The 15,483-nt window shown below is 65.1% G+C and carries 18 protein-coding genes; all 18 read left to right on the forward strand.

From position 1 onward, the window contains the following. Positions 1 to 535 precede the first annotated feature (535 nt). The 18 genes from BMY71_RS17760 (at position 536) to BMY71_RS17840 (ending at position 15,483) form a co-directional block, all read left to right on the forward strand. Complete coding sequence (locus tag BMY71_RS17760; RefSeq protein ID WP_011579875.1) at positions 536 to 862, forward strand: DUF736 domain-containing protein; 327 nt, start codon at positions 536 to 538, stop codon at positions 860 to 862. Between the two features lie 189 nt (positions 863 to 1,051). Then, complete coding sequence (locus tag BMY71_RS17765; RefSeq protein ID WP_011579874.1) at positions 1,052 to 1,315, forward strand: helix-turn-helix domain-containing protein; 264 nt, start codon at positions 1,052 to 1,054, stop codon at positions 1,313 to 1,315. A gap of 120 nt (positions 1,316 to 1,435) precedes the next feature. Continuing rightward, the gene (locus tag BMY71_RS17770; protein WP_011579873.1) at positions 1,436 to 1,702 is read left to right on the forward strand and encodes a DNA -binding domain-containing protein; all 267 of its coding nucleotides are present in this window, start codon (positions 1,436 to 1,438) and stop codon (positions 1,700 to 1,702) included. A gap of 115 nt (positions 1,703 to 1,817) precedes the next feature. Beyond that, the gene (locus tag BMY71_RS25330; protein WP_244526096.1) at positions 1,818 to 2,141 is read left to right on the forward strand and encodes a transcriptional regulator domain-containing protein; all 324 of its coding nucleotides are present in this window, start codon (positions 1,818 to 1,820) and stop codon (positions 2,139 to 2,141) included. After that, entirely contained in the window at positions 2,068 to 2,592 is a 525-nt protein-coding gene (locus BMY71_RS17775; protein ID WP_011579871.1) for a DUF2285 domain-containing protein, read from the forward strand. Before BMY71_RS25330 ends, BMY71_RS17775 begins: the two co-directional genes overlap by 74 nt. A gap of 125 nt (positions 2,593 to 2,717) precedes the next feature. Further along, positions 2,718 to 2,999, forward strand: coding sequence for a helix-turn-helix transcriptional regulator (locus tag BMY71_RS17780; RefSeq protein ID WP_011579870.1), 282 nt, complete (start codon positions 2,718 to 2,720; stop codon positions 2,997 to 2,999). Positions 3,000 to 3,009: 10 nt separating this feature from the next. After that, positions 3,010 to 4,071, forward strand: a complete 1,062-nt coding sequence (locus tag BMY71_RS17785) for a replication initiator protein A (RefSeq protein ID WP_011579869.1) — start codon at positions 3,010 to 3,012, stop codon at positions 4,069 to 4,071. Further along, on the forward strand, positions 4,068 to 4,706 hold the full coding sequence (parA, locus tag BMY71_RS17790) for a ParA family partition ATPase (RefSeq protein WP_011579868.1): 639 nt from the start codon (positions 4,068 to 4,070) through the stop codon (positions 4,704 to 4,706). The genes BMY71_RS17785 and parA overlap by 4 nt, the downstream gene beginning before the upstream one ends. After that, positions 4,703 to 4,942: a ribbon-helix-helix protein gene (locus BMY71_RS17795; protein ID WP_092685500.1), complete on the forward strand. Its 240-nt coding sequence runs from the start codon at positions 4,703 to 4,705 to the stop codon at positions 4,940 to 4,942. Before parA ends, BMY71_RS17795 begins: the two co-directional genes overlap by 4 nt. Further along, positions 4,939 to 5,454, forward strand: a complete 516-nt coding sequence (locus tag BMY71_RS17800) for a DUF2840 domain-containing protein (RefSeq protein ID WP_092685502.1) — start codon at positions 4,939 to 4,941, stop codon at positions 5,452 to 5,454. Before BMY71_RS17795 ends, BMY71_RS17800 begins: the two co-directional genes overlap by 4 nt. Further along, complete coding sequence (locus tag BMY71_RS17805; protein ID WP_011579865.1) at positions 5,451 to 5,996, forward strand: S26 family signal peptidase; 546 nt, start codon at positions 5,451 to 5,453, stop codon at positions 5,994 to 5,996. The genes BMY71_RS17800 and BMY71_RS17805 overlap by 4 nt, the downstream gene beginning before the upstream one ends. 45 nt (positions 5,997 to 6,041) lie before the next feature. After that, the gene (locus BMY71_RS17810) at positions 6,042 to 6,380 is read left to right on the forward strand and encodes a DUF736 domain-containing protein (protein ID WP_011579864.1); all 339 of its coding nucleotides are present in this window, start codon (positions 6,042 to 6,044) and stop codon (positions 6,378 to 6,380) included. Positions 6,381 to 6,383: 3 nt separating this feature from the next. Continuing rightward, complete coding sequence (locus tag BMY71_RS17815) at positions 6,384 to 7,148, forward strand: lytic transglycosylase domain-containing protein (RefSeq protein ID WP_092685504.1); 765 nt, start codon at positions 6,384 to 6,386, stop codon at positions 7,146 to 7,148. Between the two features lie 247 nt (positions 7,149 to 7,395). Beyond that, complete coding sequence (locus BMY71_RS17820; RefSeq protein ID WP_011579862.1) at positions 7,396 to 9,159, forward strand: relaxase/mobilization nuclease domain-containing protein; 1,764 nt, start codon at positions 7,396 to 7,398, stop codon at positions 9,157 to 9,159. A gap of 27 nt (positions 9,160 to 9,186) precedes the next feature. Further along, complete coding sequence (locus BMY71_RS17825) at positions 9,187 to 11,175, forward strand: conjugal transfer protein TraG (RefSeq protein ID WP_092685506.1); 1,989 nt, start codon at positions 9,187 to 9,189, stop codon at positions 11,173 to 11,175. A 7-nt stretch (positions 11,176 to 11,182) separates the two neighbouring features. After that, positions 11,183 to 11,605, forward strand: coding sequence for a CopG family transcriptional regulator (locus BMY71_RS17830; RefSeq protein ID WP_011579860.1), 423 nt, complete (start codon positions 11,183 to 11,185; stop codon positions 11,603 to 11,605). 172 nt (positions 11,606 to 11,777) lie between these two features. After that, positions 11,778 to 12,983, forward strand: a complete 1,206-nt coding sequence (locus tag BMY71_RS17835) for an AAA family ATPase (protein ID WP_011579859.1) — start codon at positions 11,778 to 11,780, stop codon at positions 12,981 to 12,983. Beyond that, positions 12,976 to 15,483, forward strand: coding sequence for a S8 family serine peptidase (locus tag BMY71_RS17840; protein ID WP_092685508.1), 2,508 nt, complete (start codon positions 12,976 to 12,978; stop codon positions 15,481 to 15,483). The genes BMY71_RS17835 and BMY71_RS17840 overlap by 8 nt, the downstream gene beginning before the upstream one ends.

Below are 15,483 nucleotides of genomic sequence, written 5' to 3' on the forward strand. Positions count from 1 at the left end.
GATCGAGCGAAAGGGCGCGCACGTCAGCGCGCAACCTGTCATGGCGCAGGGCTCGCTGATCGTCTGATCCCAGGCTGCTCATTCGCCGACTGACCAAACGCAGGCTGACGGGCGTCACCGGTCAGGCGCCCCTCATCAGCAGGACGAGACGTGTCAGCTCAGAGCTCAGAAACGCCGATCACGTGAACCGCGCGTGCCAATTCGGCCGATGCCTTGCGCCGCCACGTCATCCCCTCGGGATCTAGCCAGATCGAGCGCACCCGAGCGGCCTCTTCAATGGCCTGATCTGGCCGAAGACCGGCTCACGCCTCGCTCGCCTATGGCGCAACAGCGGCGTCACAACTTTCTTCCCCTGCCGGCTGCGCCGTCATTCCTCGCGGGACAAGAAAGTTCCTCCTTTGCTGTCAGGCCCCAAGCCTACCCCAGCGAACTGGGGCCCCGAGGCTGGGGTGCGCCGCCGAGCGTCTCCGGCCCGTCGATCGCCATCGAGGCCGCAATGGTGCGGGCTCGAGACTTAAGATCGAGGAGAAATGACATGGCCACCATCGGCACCTTCAAGAAGACCGGCACGAACGAGTTCACCGGCGAGATCGTCACCCTGAGCGTTCAGGCCAAGAACGTCCGAATCGTCCCCGAGACCCGGGCCACCGGCGAGAACGCCCCCAGCCACCGCGTCCTGGTCGGTCGCGCCGAGATCGGCGCCGCCTGGTCCAAGCGCTCCAACGAGGGCCGCGACTATCTTGGTCTCAAGCTGGACGACCCGAGCTTCAACGCCCCGATCTACGCCAACCTGTTCGACGACGAGGATGGCGAAGCTTTCAGCCTCATCTGGTCCCGCCCCAGCCGCCGCAACGGCGACTGAGGCTCCGGCGACGCCCCGTCCGGTCGATCCGGACGGGGCCTTCGTCGACCAAAGCATCCGAATCAGGTTGCGGCCTGAACTACTCGAGCGACCGCAATAGACGCTCTTCAGTCTGGCCCGAGAAGCCAAGAACGACTATTGTAGTCGTAGTTCTGGCGTGCGCTGAGGTCCGAGTGGAGGTGATCATGCATGATCACCGCCCGACTGTCGCGGGCCGCACGCGCGCTGCTGGGTTGGACACAGGAGACGCTCGCTGACGAAGCCCGTGTATCACTGACCGCGCTCAAGCGCCTCGAGTCGGAGAGCGACTTGAAGGTCTACGAGAGCACACGCGATCAGGTGCGCCGGGCATTTGAAGCGCATGGCATCGTCCTCTTGCAGTCCGACCAAGGTGAAGGGGTGATGCTCGTCCATGGCCGAAAAGCCGCCAGCGACATGCGGAAGAGAAACTAGCGCCGTTCCACGACGGCCAACCCGCGTTGCGAGCCAGCAGCCATACCAGTTGCCGTCGAAGTCGGGCTTGGTTAACGCCATGCCGACACGCAGGGGCTCTGTGATTCCAGGTGGGGCGTCGTGACCAAGGCAGACTTCCTCGAACGGCCGCCGGAGAGCGCGTCGATCACCGACTATGATCGGGCGCACATGACGCTCTACCTCCGTCTCCTTGATGCCGCGTCGGACGGCGCTGCTTGGGAAGAGGCCGTGTCAATCCTGTTCGGCATTGACCCGGCCGCCGAACCGGAGCGGGCCCGCCGCATCCATGACAGCCATCTCGATCGTGCCAAATGGATGACCCAGCACGGCTACCGCGAGCTTGTACACGAGCACCCGCGTCGTTGAGGCGGGGGTGATGCCGCAGCGGCATCGCCCGTTTCCATTTCTCCGGCTTCCGCTTGCGCTTGCGTGGCGGAATCCTGCGCAGCGAAGCTGCTGCAGGTTTGCTGGCGGAGGATTCATGACCCCCGACATCTCGCACTGGCGATCATCCGAGCACTACGAATACGTCGAAGGCCTCGTCTCGCCCGAACTCGCTTGGGAATGGCTGCGCCGGAATGGAGACTATCAGCGCGACTTCGAGGCCGCTCAGCTGGAACCGAACGCCGACACCGCAGCAACCGAGGCGACGAGGTCTCGATGGGGGCTGCGATTTCCTGTTGTCGCCGGCCCTCGACGCCAAAGAGGCCGCGCCCATCTGGGCACCCACCGTGAACACTGGCGTCGTACTACTGACCGCACCGCCCGCCATCCTGCCGAAGGACGACACGTCACAATACATTGACGCGCAGGCGCCCGGCCAATCAGACGCGCAAGGCTCCCACTTCGTCCACACCCTCACGAATGGCGAACGGCTTCAGATCCTGCGTCTCGGCGGATTAGGCGCAGACGAAGGCACGGCGGCCGTCATCCCGCTCGGCCCCGAAGGCTTCGATCGGCTCGAGGCCGTAGCCCGTCTCCTGAGTTCGCTCCATGGCCGCTCGATTCCTGCCGACACGCGGCTGACCAAGCAGCAGCGTCAACGTGCGCGACGGATGTTGCAGGCCGTGGACGGGCGTCTCAGCGGCGCCAGCTACCGCGAGATCGCGGCGGCACTGTTCGGCGCAAGCGACCTCGCCGATGAACCATGGAAAACATCCTCGCGCCGGTTCGCGACCATGGACCTTGTGCGCGGCGGCCTCGCCATGATCGCCGGCGGCTATCGACGCCTCCTGAGCCATCGCCGTCGACGCTAGCACGCCTGGTGTGGGGATTTGCTCCCGCCAGCTTCCCACTCCCTCCGCAACTTCGCGGTCCGCCAGGGTAGCCGCCAACCGCCGCTGTCCCCCTGCGGCTCTCGCGCAACCTCGGAGGCCCGATCATGTCACCCAATGGCGCCGGCGTGCCGCAACGCTTTCTCCGCACGCCTGAAGCGGCCCGCTTCCTCGGTCTCTCGGATCGCACGCTCGAGAAGCACCGGACCTACGGCACCGGTCCCGCCTATCGCAAGCTTGGCGGGCGCGTCGTCTACGCGCTCGAGGACCTGAAAGCCTGGGCTGACCGCGGGTTTGTCACCTCGACGTCCGATCCGCGCGGGAGTGTCCTTCCCGCCAAGCGCCATGCCGCCGTCACGCCTGCCTTCGGCGGCGGCCAAGCCCGCTGAGCCGTCCGACATGTCCCCACGGCAGCGCCCCCTCTCCTTGAGCGAACGATCGCGGCTCGACCCGTTCGTCGTCGCCACCGGCGACGCCAGTCCGCGCGACCAGCGCGATCTGATGGAGCGGCCCTTCTTCTCGCTCGCCAAGGCCAAGCGTACTTCACCGATCCACTACGAAGCCGGCGACATCCGCGTCGAAGTCTTCGCGGTCCCCGAGCATGGCATGGCGACCATCTGGGATGCCGATATCCTGATCTGGGCCGCGAGCCAGATCGTCGAGGCCGCAAACCTCGGCTTCCAAACCTCACGCTTCCTGCGCTTCACGCCGTATCAACTCCTGACCGCGATCGGGCGCCAGACGGGATCGCGCGACTATCGGCTCCTCAAGGGCGCTCTGGCGCGCCTTCAGTCGACGGTCATCCGCACCACGATCCGCAACGGCGAGCATTGGCGGCGTCAGCAATTCTCCTGGATCAACGAGTGGGGGGAATGCACGACGCGCGACGGCCGCGTAGAGGGCATGGAGTTCGTCCTGCCCGACTGGCTCTATCGCGGTGTCATTGACCGCTCGCTCGTCCTCGCCATCGATCCCGCCTATTTCCGACTGACCGGCGGCATCGAGCGCTGGCTCTACCGGGTCGCCCGGAAGCATGCCGGCCGTCAGCCAGCGGGCTGGACCTTCGAAATCGCGCACCTGCACGCCAAATCGGGCAGCCAGGCGCGTGTTTCCGACTTCGCCATCGACATCCGCCGCATCGTCGCCCGCCAGCCGCTGCCCGGCTATCGCTTGGCTCTGGAGCGCACCGGTCGTCAAGAACGCCTGCACATCCGCCCCATCAACTTGTCCACAGGCCCTGTGGATGGTGTTGTGGATGCGATCGGGACTTCGGGCGCAAATGGTATCGGGATTTCGGGCGTTGCCGGCTCGGGACTTCGGGCGCGGAAATCGCAACTAACCCTCTGGCCTGAAACGGCGATTCCGAGCCTTAACTTAGAATCTAACAACGAATCTAACTTCTTGTTGGAGCGGGGCGACGGTGGAAAACCACCCCGCTGCCGACGGAGCGCGCGGTCATGATCGTCGCGTTGCTCAATCAGAAAGGCGGCGTCGGCAAAACGACGCTCGCTCTCCATCTCGCCGGCGAATGGGCCAGCCGCGATCAACGCGTCATGCTCATCGATGCCGATCCGCAGGGTTCCGCACTCGACTGGTCCCAAGCTCGCGCCCGTGAAGGCCTGCCTCGCCGGTTCGCCGTCATCGGACTGGCGCGCGACACCTTGCACCGCGAAGCGCCCGAACTGGCGCGCGGCGCCGATCATGTGGTGATCGATGGTCCCCCGCGGGTCGCCGGCCTCATGCGCTCAGCCCTGCTCGCCGCCGATCTCGTCCTCATCCCGGTTCAGCCGTCGCCCTTCGACGGATGGGCGTCAGCCGAGATGCTGGCACTGCTCCGCGAAGCACGCCTGTTCCGCCCGTCGCTTGTCGCCCGGTTCGTGCTCAACCGCTGCGGCGCGCGCACCATCATCGCACGCGAGACCGCGAAGGCGCTCGCCGAACACGATCCGCCGGTGCTGGCGAGCGCGATAGGCCAACGCGTTGGCTTCGCGGATGCCGCGCAATCCGGCCGCCTGATCTCGGAGCTCGATGGCCAGCGTGCCGGCACGCGCGAGATCGCAGCGCTTTGCGCCGAAGTTGGAAGGCTCGCACCATGACCAGGCGCAACTTCGCCGCGCGGCCCGGCGACCCGGACACCTGGATCAAGGCCGCCGACGATCCGCGCGGCCGCAGGGCTGACGTCATCGCCTACACCGCGCGCCTCACGATCGACGTCACGCCGGACCTGCGCGGCCGGATCAAGGTTACCGCGTTCCAGCGCGGCCAAACCGTCGCGGACATGCTGCGCGAGCTCCTCGCGGGCGCGTTTCCTGCCGAGGGGGACGCGCCATGAGCGCACCGGCAATTCATGGTGCAGCAGGCGTTCGGCCGTCATCACCTCCCGGTCGGCTCACCGAGGTCGAACTGGTTTGGCGCGAGAAGCAGATCGAGCACTGGATCCGCTTCGGCCATGCGGTCCACGAGCAAATCCTCGACCGACGGCGCCGCGTCCTCAGCTTCCCCGCCGGGGCTGTCTTCGCCTTCGTCCGCTGGGCATCGAATGGCTTTGGCACCGTCGTCTCGCGCATCGACATCCTGCGCGCCGTCAGCGCGGGCGACGGCTATCAGACGCTACCCTCGGTGCGGCCCGGTGGTGAAATCCTGCTGCAAACGAGCGGCTGGCCGAGCGTCGAGCAGGTGCTGCTTCTGATCGACGCGATCGAAGCGCTCGACATCGATCCCGCCGAAGCTGCGCCTGACTATTGGCGCCATGTCCATAACCGGCTCGCCGCCGGGGACGCCCCGCGATCCTACTCCCGACAGCAGCATCGCGCTTGGCACTTGCGACAGAGGGCCGAGCCATGACGCGCGCCGGCTACCTGCTGACGGCCACTGGCGCCGCGCTCCTGCTGATCACGCTGGCGATGGTGCACGTTGCACCGCGGCTCGTCTGGAACGCATCGGCCAGCGTCCCGGTCGGCCTCTATGAGATCGGCTCGGCTACGCCGCTCGAGGTCACCGACCTTGTCGCGGTCAATGCGCCGGAGCCGCTTGCCGCATTCCTCGCGGACCGGGGTTATCTGCCGCGCGGCGTACCGCTCTTGAAGCGCGTTGCCGCACTTCCCGGGCAGACAGTCTGCCGTTCGGAAGGGGACATTAGCGTCGACGGGATCACCGTCGGCAATGCGCTCGACCGCGACCGTCTGGGACGCACGCTGCCTATCTGGAGAGGCTGCCACCGGATCGGCGCGAGCGAACTCTTCCTCATGAACATCGGCGTCCGGGACAGCCTGGACGGCCGCTACTTCGGGCCTCTCGCCGTCACCACCGTGATCGGCCGGGCCACGCCTCTCTACACCGACGAAGACGGCGATGGTCGCTTCGTCTGGCGCGCGCCGACGCGGTGACGGCGCAGCCATGACCCGTTCCACCGCATCGCCAAGGAGGTTGCCATGAGCCTGATCGGAGAATTCACCCGCACCAAGAGCGGCTATGGCGGCCGCATTCGCACACTCGCCCTCGACGCCGCTCTGGTGCTCGTGCCGGCGGAGCACTCCGACGCCGAGAACGCGCCCGACTATCGCGTTTACCTCGGCGATGATGCCGATGGGCCTGAAGTAGGCGCGGGATGGAAGCGCACCGGCGAGAAGGCCGGCGAGTATGTGTCGTTGCAGCTCGACGATCCGACCTTCGCACAGCCGATCCGGGCCAACCTGTTCCAGTCGGCCGACGACAAGTCAGCATGGGGTCTCTACTGGAACCGGCCGACCAAGCGCAGCGAGCGGGACTGACCGATGCGCGTCTCCCATCGCCAGCCCGCTGCCGGAGCGAAAGGGGCCGCCCGCCGATTCCCCTTCATTCTCCTTTCCGGCCTGGCCTTTGCCGGCGCGATGCCCGCGCCGTCTCTGGCGCAGACCTCGCTCATCGAGCGACCCGCTGCAGGCTCGCCCTACACACAAGCGGTCGCCGAGGCAGCGCAGCGGTTCGGCATTCCCGAGCGCTGGATCTGGGCAGTCATGCGCGTCGAGAGCGGCGGTCGTGTCCGCGCGGTCTCGCCCAAAGGCGCGATGGGACTCATGCAGATCATGCCCGCGACCTGGGCGGATCTGCGGGCGCGCCACGGTCTGGGGGCCGATCCCTTTGACCCTCGCGACAACATCCTCGCTGGCGCAGCCTATCTGCGCGAAATGCACGACCGCTACGGCGCGCCGGGCTTTCTCGCGGCCTACAATGCCGGCCCCGGGCGGTACGATGACTATCTCTCGGCTGGCCGCGCGCTGCCCGCCGAGACCATCGCCTACGTGGCCGCGATCGCGCCGTTGATCGGCAGTGAGCCGCTCGCTGCCGGCGTCGCTGTCGCGACCATCGACCCGCTCGCGTGGACTCGGTCTCCGTTGTTCGTCGCGCGCTCCGAAGGCAGCGTTGCAGCAGAACGATCGCAGCCCGATCGCCAAAGGAACGGCAGCCGAACCGCAGATCCGCAGCAACCCCCAATTGCCGGTTCGACGCAGACGGCAGGCATCTTCGTGACCCGCGCCGATGATGGGGGGCGTCCATGACCGGAATCGCACTCCGGCGCGGTGTAGCGAGCTCCCGGAAAGAGGCGGCACGGGGCCGTTGGGGCGAAGCAGACACGACCAACAGATGGCGAGATAAAAGCGGCTCGCCACTCGCGTGCAAGCCATTGCTTTCGCATGGCTTTTCACGTGCCGGTCGGTCGGGGGCAGTGCCGGTTCCGGCTATTTTCCACGATATTTCAAGGACATTGCCGGCACTGTCCCGCGTTTGGCCCGCCGGAGGCCGGCGATGAGCGACGGCGACAGCGACTTCCGGGTCCGGCCAGGCCGCATCGGTTCGACGCGGGCGCCGAAACCCAAGAGCTTCATCAACCAAGTCCTGCGCGCCGCCAAGCGCTCGGGGCATGTCGGCACCGGCGGCGGTCCGGGCCGCAAGGCGTCCGGCTATGGCCGTTCGAGCTTCGGGCGCGGACGGATCGCCTTCAGCCGCGCGCGGCTTTTCAGCTCGTCGCGCCGCGTCGTCGTCAAGGCGCGGATCGCCCGCCACCAGGGCCGGGCCTTCCGGTCTGCGCCGCTTAATGCCCACCTCTCTTATCTCAAGCGCGACGGCGTCACGCGCGACGGTGAGAAGGCCGTGATGTTCGATGCCGACAGCGACCGCGCCGATGACGCTGGTTTCGCCGCGCGCTCGAAGGACGACCGCCACCATTTCCGCTTCATCATCTCGCCCGAGGACGCCGCCGAGTTGACGGACCTGCGCGCCTTCACGCGCGACCTCGCGCGCCAAATGGAAGCCGACCTCGGGACCCGGCTCGATTGGGTTGCGGTCGATCACTGGAACACCGACAATCCCCACGTCCACCTGCTGGTGCGAGGCGTTGACGCCCAGGGCACCGACCTCGTCATCTCACGCGACTACATCAGCCGCGGCTTGCGATCCCGGGCCGAGGATCTTGTGTCGATCGAACTCGGCCCGAAGCCGGAGCACGAGATCAAGACGGCGCTCGAGCGCGAAATCACGGCCGAGCGCTGGACGCGCCTCGATGTCGAGATTCGCATCGCCGCCGACGAGACCGGCTTCATCGATCTTCGTCCCGAGCAATCCGGCGCCACTGATCCCCAGACCCGCCGGCTCATGATCGGGCGGCTCCAGCACCTAGAGAAGATGGGCCTCGCGTCATCCGCCAGCCCCGGCGAGTGGATGGTCGGGCTCGACGCCGAACGCAATTTGCGCGACCTCGGGCTTCGCGGGGACATCATCAAGACCATGCACCGCGCCTTCGCCGAGCGCGGTGAGGATCGCGCTGTCGCCGACTATGTCATCGAAGGCGGCAGCGGACAGGCGCCGATCATCGGGCGGCTGGTCGATCGCGGCCTGCACGACGAGCTGACGGGCGAAGCCTATGCGGTGATCGACGGCACCGACGGCCGCGCCCACCATGTCCGGTTCCGCGGTGTCGAGGCCTTCGAGCATGCGCCTGCGATCGGCGGCATCGTGGAGGTTCGGCGCTTTGGCCGAGCCGATGAGGCGCGCCCGACGCTTGTTCTCGCCCACCGGTCAGACCTCGAACTCGGCCAGCAGATCAAGGCGCCGGGGGCCACCTGGCTGGACCATCGGCTTGTGGAGGCGGACCCCATGCCGCTGTCGATGGGAGGCTTCGGGCGAGAGGTGCGCGAAGCCCTGCAGGCACGGGCCGAGCATCTCGCCGACCAAGGCCTCGGTCGACGCCAAGGCCAGCGGATCATCCTGCAACGCGACCTCCTCGCCACGCTGCGGCGGCGCGAACTGGATGCGGTCGGGGCGCGCCTCTCCGCCGAGACCGGCCTTGCGCACATGAAGCAGACCGCCGGTGATCAGGTCGCGGGCATCTATCGCCAGCGTCTCGACCTCTCCTCCGGCCGGTTCGCGATGATCGACAACGGTCTCGGCTTCCAGCTCGTGCCCTGGTCCCGCGAGATCGAACGCAAGCTCGGCCAGCATGTCGCCGGCGCCGTGAAGGATGGCGGCGGCATCGAATGGGGCCTCGGCCGCAAGCGTGGGCTCGCCCTCTAGCCAACAAGGAAGAAAGGACCGCCGCCGATGTCTGCGACGAAAATCCTCTGGGGCCAGATCACCACCGTGTTCCTCATCGTGCTGCTCACGACCTGGGGCGCGACCCAATGGACCGCCTGGCGGCTCGGTTTTCAGGCGCAGCTCGGCACGCCGTGGTTCGAGCTGGCGGGTTGGCCGGTCTACTATCCACCCGCCTTCTTCTGGTGGTGGTACTTCTACGACGCCTATGCCCCGCCGATCTTTGTTGAAGGCGCTATGATCGCCGCCTCAGGCGGCTTCATCTCCATCGCCGTCGCCATCGCAATGTCGGTATGGCGCGCCCGTGAGGCGAAGAATGTCGAGACCTACGGCTCGGCCCGCTGGGCTGAAATCCGGGAGGTGAAGGCGGCAGGACTGCTCGGACCCGATGGCGTCGTCCTCGGAAAGCTAGGCGACGCCTATCTCCGACATGATGGACCCGAGCATGTCCTGTGCTTCGCACCAACCCGATCGGGCAAGGGTGTCGGTCTCGTTGTCCCGACGCTCCTCACCTGGCCGGGCTCCGCCATCGTCCACGATATCAAGGGCGAGAACTGGCAGCTGACCGCCGGCTTCCGCGCGAGGCACGGCCGCGTCCTGCTGTTCGATCCCACCAACGCCAAGTCGGCCGCCTACAATCCGCTCCTGGAAGTGCGACGGGGAGAGTGGGTAGTTCGCGACGTGCAAAACGTCGCCGACGTTCTCGTCGACCCCGAGGGCTCACTCGACAAGCGCAATCACTGGGAGAAGACGAGCCATTCTTTGCTCGTCGGTGCCATCCTGCATGTGCTGTACGCGGAAGAGGAGAAGACGCTCGCCGGTGTAGCCGCCTTCCTGTCGGATCCGCGCCGTCCGATCGAAGCCACGCTGAAGGCGATGATGACGACGCCCCATCTCGGCCTTGGCGGCCCTCATCCCGTCGTGGCGTCGACAGCGCGCGAACTCCTCAACAAGAGCGACAACGAGCGCTCGGGCGTCCTGTCCACCGCCATGTCCTTCCTGGGCCTCTACCGCGATCCGGTGGTGGCGGAGGTGACGCGCCGCTGCGACTGGCGGATCGCCGACCTCATCGCCGATGAGAAGCCAGCAACGCTCTACCTTGTGGTTCCGCCATCCGACATCTCCCGGACGAAGCCGTTGATCCGGCTCGTGCTCAACCAGATCGGCCGACGCCTGACCGAGGATCTGCATGCGCGAGACCGGCGGCATCGTGTGCTGATGATGCTCGACGAGTTTCCAGCTCTCGGCCGCCTCGACTTCTTTGAGAGCGCGCTCGCCTTCATGGCGGGCTACGGCCTGAAGTCGTTCCTCATAGCCCAGTCATTGAACCAGATCGAAAAGGCCTATGGCCCGAACAATGCGATCCTCGACAACTGCCATGTGCGCGTGAGCTTCGCCACCAATGACGAGCGCACCGCCAAGCGCGTGAGCGACGCCCTCGGTACGGCGACCGAGATGAAGGCGATGCGGAACTATGCCGGGCATCGGCTCAGCCCCTGGCTCGGTCATCTGATGGTCTCGCGCTCGGAGACGGCGCGGCCGCTCCTTACCCCTGGCGAGGTGATGCAGCTACCGGCGACGGATGAAATCGTGATGGCCGCCGGTGTCCATCCCATCCGAGCCAAGAAGGCCCGTTACTTCGAGGATCGCCGCTTCAAGGAGCGCATCCTGCCGTCACCCGACCCGGCGAAATGCGGGCGTTCGGCCCGAAGGGACGCCTGGTCCGAGTTGAAACCGCAGCGGCCCGACGCATTGCTCGCGGCTGAGCTCGACAAGGCGGAAGACGCTGCCAATGGCGGTCTGCGGCGCGAGCCCGAACTGCCCGACCATGTCGCGATCGCCAAGGAGACGACCGGACCTGCCGCGGCCGACGAGTTTTCCATCATGCTGGACGATGAGCCGGAAGACGCGGCGCGGCAGCGTCAGGCGCTGCGCCAGCAGATGCGCGGCGTGGCGAGACAGGTCGCGCTCGATCCCAATGACGGCATCGAACTGTGAGGCAACCATGCGCGACCGGATGAACGTTTATTTCCCGCCCGAGATGCTCCGCCAGATCGCCGATCTCGCCGACCGCAAGAAGCTCTCCCGCTCCGCGATCGTCGAAGCGGCGGTTGCGTCATTCCTGTCACCTGATGGCGCGGACAAGCGCGAGGCCGCGTTCGCGCGCCGCCTCGATCGCCTGTCGCGCCAGGTCCAGCGCTTGGAGCGCGACCTCGGCGTCACCGCAGAGACACTCGCCCTGTTCGTCCGGTTCTGGCTGACGATCACGCCGCCCTTGCCGAATGATGCTCAGGCGTCAGCACAGGCCAAAGGGCGGGAGCGCTACGAAGGCTTTATCGAAACGCTGGGGCGGCGCCTGCAGAAGGGCCAGAGTTTCCTTCGGGAGATCCCACAAGACGTGGCCGGTGCAAATGATCCCGATCATTGAAGAGGAAATTCCACACTTAGCCGCCGCGAGAGGCCGACATAGACGCAACGTCGCGGCCTTTCAATGCAACAAATAGCGCGCTGGACGCATCAAACGCGCTTGACGCGCACCAGAAAAGGGCCTATACGCATCATCTTAATGAGATAGCGCATCGCGCCGCCAGGAATCACCAATGGACCACTTCTCGATCATTCAGGCCCTATGTCGCGCGGCAATGGCCGACGCTTCACCTGCCCTACGTAAGCAGATCGAGCGACTTCGCGACGCTTTGGCTAAGGATGGGGAGGCGAAGCAGTCCGCTGCTCTGACCAGCATCCTCACGACCGCTGATCGGACGAAGGAGCTTTCGCCAAGCCGGATCGAACGCTCCAAGGCGCAGATCTCGGGTGAGCCGCTGACACGGAACACGCCTGTTCCGGTCGACCGTGAAACAGCCGCACCGTTGGCGGAGATTATCTTCCCGGCGGACATTCAACCGACCGCGCCGCTCTTCAACTCGACCGTCAGTCGTGCCATCGAGACAGTTATCGAAGAATGGGCCAACTTCGACGCACTATCAGAGATCAACATTCGGCCGTCCAAAACCTGCCTTGTTTACGGAGCTCCAGGGACGGGAAAGACAAGGCTGGCGCTTTGGATCGCGCAACAGCTCGATCTCCCCGTCGTGCTGGTGAAGCTGGACGGGCTCGTTTCGTCGTTCCTCGGCACGACCGCGCGCAATATCGGAAACTTGTTCGCCTTCGCGAACCGTCACCGCTGCATCCTTCTACTCGACGAATTCGACGCGATCGCGAAAGTTCGTGACGATCCCCAGGAGGTTGGCGAGATCAAGCGTGTCGTAAACGCACTTCTGCAGAATCTCGATACGCGCCGCGATGTCGGCTTCACGATTGGCATCACCAATCACCCGAAGCTCTTGGACACCGCCGTCTGGCGGCGTTTCGAGGTTCAGCTTGAGATTCCCAAGCCGGACTTCGAGATGCGAAAGGCGATCGCCGCGCATTTCATGCCACCAGTAAAGGCCCCGGACATCCACTTGCGCCTAATCGCATGGTTTACTGAAGGTTCGACTGGCGCTGAGATCGAGTCTCTCGTGCGCACATACAAGAAGGCCACCACCGTTCGTGAGGAGGACAAGCGCGGGCTACTCGATACGCTTCGCCAATTCGCCACGTTGAACGCGGCTCGGGTCCAAAGCGAACGCCGCGCGTTGCTATTCGACGACTCCAGCAATCTGTTTCGGGCGATGCGGGATGATCCGATCCTCGGCTTCTCAATGGCCGACATCGGTGAGATTGCCGGCAAGGACAAATCGACGGTCAGTCGTCAGCTCGGCCGCGCGGCCAAGTCTGGCGAGGCGGAGACGCTAAATGGCTAGTCCCATCCAGATCGTCCTCAATCCTGAAAACTATGAGGAAGCGCGTGACGCTGGTGGTGGAGGCGGTCGGAAGGACTTCTTTGCCCACCGCGATGCGGAGTTCACCGCCCATCGCGCCGCGCTGATGGGCCAAATCGACACGATTGCTGGCGTTCTCAGCGCGCAAGCACAGGGCGATATCGGCTTCGTGAAGGTTATTCTTCGTCGTGAGGCTTGGGCTAAAAGCCATCGCCCGATCGCCAGCCTGTTTCGGCACGATCGCACCCCTGTAGTTGGCGGCGGAGATCTCGGAGTTATGCTCGTCGAAGCCCGGCCTGGCACGCTGCGCCAGGTGGCAGCAGAGATTGCCAAGGCCGAAACCCACACCGAAATGCGCTTCAACGAGCAAAAGCAGAAGGACGAACCTTATCCGTCTGCCCGAAAGAGCGAGGTCGGTGCCATCGACCGGATCGAACTCTATGGGCCAAGTGATCGGCGCAGCTTCTCGGTCGATGAGGCTGTAGCGTGGCTCTCCAATCCGATGACGGGCAGCAGCTATCAAGTCGAGCTGTTTGATAGCCCGCCGCCGCGCTCGGAGTGGGACCGCCTCGACCTGAGCCATCGGCGCCTAGTCGAGAGCTTCGTTGCCGGCTTCGCCGCACTAGATCGCGGCCTCGTCGTCGAGCGTTTGCCGAACCGTCGCCACAAACAGCCGATCCTCTCTGTCCGACTGGATCAGTCCGGAGATCAGCCGGTTCTGCGGCTGAATGATGCCCCGGTCAGCGAACGGCGGCGCGAGCTTGCCGCATTCAATCCCGACGTGGGTCGACACCTCCGGCTGCTCGCCTTCCTTGACAGCCATCCGCTTGTGCGCCGGATCGAACTTCCTGGCATCGTCGTGCGGGCCGCAAGACCCAGCACGGCAGTCGCCCGCGCACGGCCTACCGATGTCACTATTCCCGTCCGAGACAGCCGCCGCAGTCATCCCCGGCTTGGGATCATCGACGGCGGAATCGGCGAAGCACTGTCAGACTGGATCATCGACCGGTGGGACGTTCTCGCAGAGGAAGATACCGACCTTGCGCATGGGACGTTCATCGGCGGATTGGCCGCACTGGGCGGCGCGCTTAACGGCGCGGAGATTTGCCCCGAGCCCGACGGCGCGGAGTTGGTCGACGTTGCAGTCTTCCCGAACGAACGCAAAGCCGGAGCTTTTGCGTCCTATTATCCCGATGGCTTGCCGCAATTCTTCGACGAAATGGAGACAGCCATTTCGGACGCTCGCGCTCGACATGGGGTGCGCGTGTTCAACATGAGCCTGAACATCCTTCAGCCTGCGGCACCAGATCGTTACAGTCCCCACGCAGCGCGGCTTGACCAGATCGCTGAGAGCAACAACGCCATCGTTTTCATTTCAGCTGGCAACATACAACCGCAAGACCTGCGCCCTGAATGGCCTGCTGACGCCACGGCGGCGCTCGGCAACCTTGCCACCGCACGCAACGACGGCCTCCTTACGCCGGCCGAGAGCGCGCGCAACGTCGCTGTGGGAGCTCTCAACCCGCCAGGCCATGATGGATGCCTTCCGTTCGCTCCGACGCGCTACAGCCGACGTGGCCCCGGACTGCGCGCAGGTGTTAAGCCCGACTTGGCTCACATCGGTGGCGCAGGGTCCCAGCACCCTAAACTTGGCCACGGGCTCTTCTCGATCCTGCCCGACGGCACCATCGTCGATGGCTGCGGAACTAGCTATGCCGCGCCCCTTGCCGCGAAGACCGCCGCTGTCCTGGATCACGCTATTGAGGGCGAGGTCTCTCGTGAAACCCTGATCGGTCTGCTTGTTCACCATGCCGAAATGCCGACCCTTTTGCAGGACAAGGCGCTGGCGCCTATCGCCAAACATATGGTCGGATTCGGAATGCCGCCTTCGGCCGATCGCATCCTGGAAACGGGCGACCACACGATTACTCTAGTTTTCGCATCGCGCATCCAACGTGACCAACAGATCAACTTCCGTTTCCAATGGCCGGCGTCACTGGTCGGCCCCGAAGGCAAGTGCCGTGGTCGAGCAAAGATCACGCTCGTCTCCACCCCCCCGCTCGACGCCCGTTTTGGATCGGAGTTCGTTCGGGTCAACATCAACGCTGTCCTCCAGCAGGAACAAGCCAATGGCGGGTGGAAAGGACGGCTTGAACCACTTTATCTCCCGTCACGGCGGGAGGCTCCTCCGATTGAGGCGGAGCGCATCGAACATGACCTCAAATGGAGCCCGGTAAAGGTCTTGGCGAAAACCTTCCCTCAGGGCGTGGGTCCCTCGTCGAACTGGCGTCTCTTCGTTGAATACTTGACGCGCGCGGGCGAGGTCATGCCCGAAGAAGGCGTGCCCTTCACAGTGATCGTGACCATCAGTGATCCAGACGCCGAGCAACCGGTTTTCAACGATATGCGTCAAAATCTGCAGGCTCTTGGCATCCAGATCGCCGATATCCGTACCGCAGCGCGTATTACTCCCCGGGTTTAA

Source organism: Rhodopseudomonas pseudopalustris, assembly GCF_900110435.1.
GTDB lineage: Bacteria > Pseudomonadota > Alphaproteobacteria > Rhizobiales > Xanthobacteraceae > Rhodopseudomonas > Rhodopseudomonas pseudopalustris.

What these genes read in the sequence shown, in the direction of transcription:
- BMY71_RS17760 (WP_011579875.1), top strand. Translation starts at nt 536, where the DNA reads ATGGCCACCATCGGCACCTTCAAGAAGACCGGCACGAACGAGTTCACC.
- BMY71_RS17785 (WP_011579869.1), top strand. Translation starts at nt 3,010, where the DNA reads ATGTCCCCACGGCAGCGCCCCCTCTCCTTGAGCGAACGATCGCGGCTC.
- BMY71_RS17780 (WP_011579870.1), top strand. Translation starts at nt 2,718, where the DNA reads ATGTCACCCAATGGCGCCGGCGTGCCGCAACGCTTTCTCCGCACGCCT.
- BMY71_RS17805 (WP_011579865.1), top strand. Translation starts at nt 5,451, where the DNA reads ATGACGCGCGCCGGCTACCTGCTGACGGCCACTGGCGCCGCGCTCCTG.
- BMY71_RS17800 (WP_092685502.1), top strand. Translation starts at nt 4,939, where the DNA reads ATGAGCGCACCGGCAATTCATGGTGCAGCAGGCGTTCGGCCGTCATCA.
- BMY71_RS25330 (WP_244526096.1), top strand. Translation starts at nt 1,818, where the DNA reads ATGACCCCCGACATCTCGCACTGGCGATCATCCGAGCACTACGAATAC.
- BMY71_RS17810 (WP_011579864.1), top strand. Translation starts at nt 6,042, where the DNA reads ATGAGCCTGATCGGAGAATTCACCCGCACCAAGAGCGGCTATGGCGGC.
- BMY71_RS17835 (WP_011579859.1), top strand. Translation starts at nt 11,778, where the DNA reads ATGGACCACTTCTCGATCATTCAGGCCCTATGTCGCGCGGCAATGGCC.
- BMY71_RS17795 (WP_092685500.1), top strand. Translation starts at nt 4,703, where the DNA reads ATGACCAGGCGCAACTTCGCCGCGCGGCCCGGCGACCCGGACACCTGG.
- BMY71_RS17815 (WP_092685504.1), top strand. Translation starts at nt 6,384, where the DNA reads ATGCGCGTCTCCCATCGCCAGCCCGCTGCCGGAGCGAAAGGGGCCGCC.
- BMY71_RS17820 (WP_011579862.1), top strand. Translation starts at nt 7,396, where the DNA reads ATGAGCGACGGCGACAGCGACTTCCGGGTCCGGCCAGGCCGCATCGGT.
- parA (WP_011579868.1), top strand. Translation starts at nt 4,068, where the DNA reads ATGATCGTCGCGTTGCTCAATCAGAAAGGCGGCGTCGGCAAAACGACG.
- BMY71_RS17830 (WP_011579860.1), top strand. Translation starts at nt 11,183, where the DNA reads ATGCGCGACCGGATGAACGTTTATTTCCCGCCCGAGATGCTCCGCCAG.
- BMY71_RS17840 (WP_092685508.1), top strand. Translation starts at nt 12,976, where the DNA reads ATGGCTAGTCCCATCCAGATCGTCCTCAATCCTGAAAACTATGAGGAA.
- BMY71_RS17765 (WP_011579874.1), top strand. Translation starts at nt 1,052, where the DNA reads ATGATCACCGCCCGACTGTCGCGGGCCGCACGCGCGCTGCTGGGTTGG.
- BMY71_RS17825 (WP_092685506.1), top strand. Translation starts at nt 9,187, where the DNA reads ATGTCTGCGACGAAAATCCTCTGGGGCCAGATCACCACCGTGTTCCTC.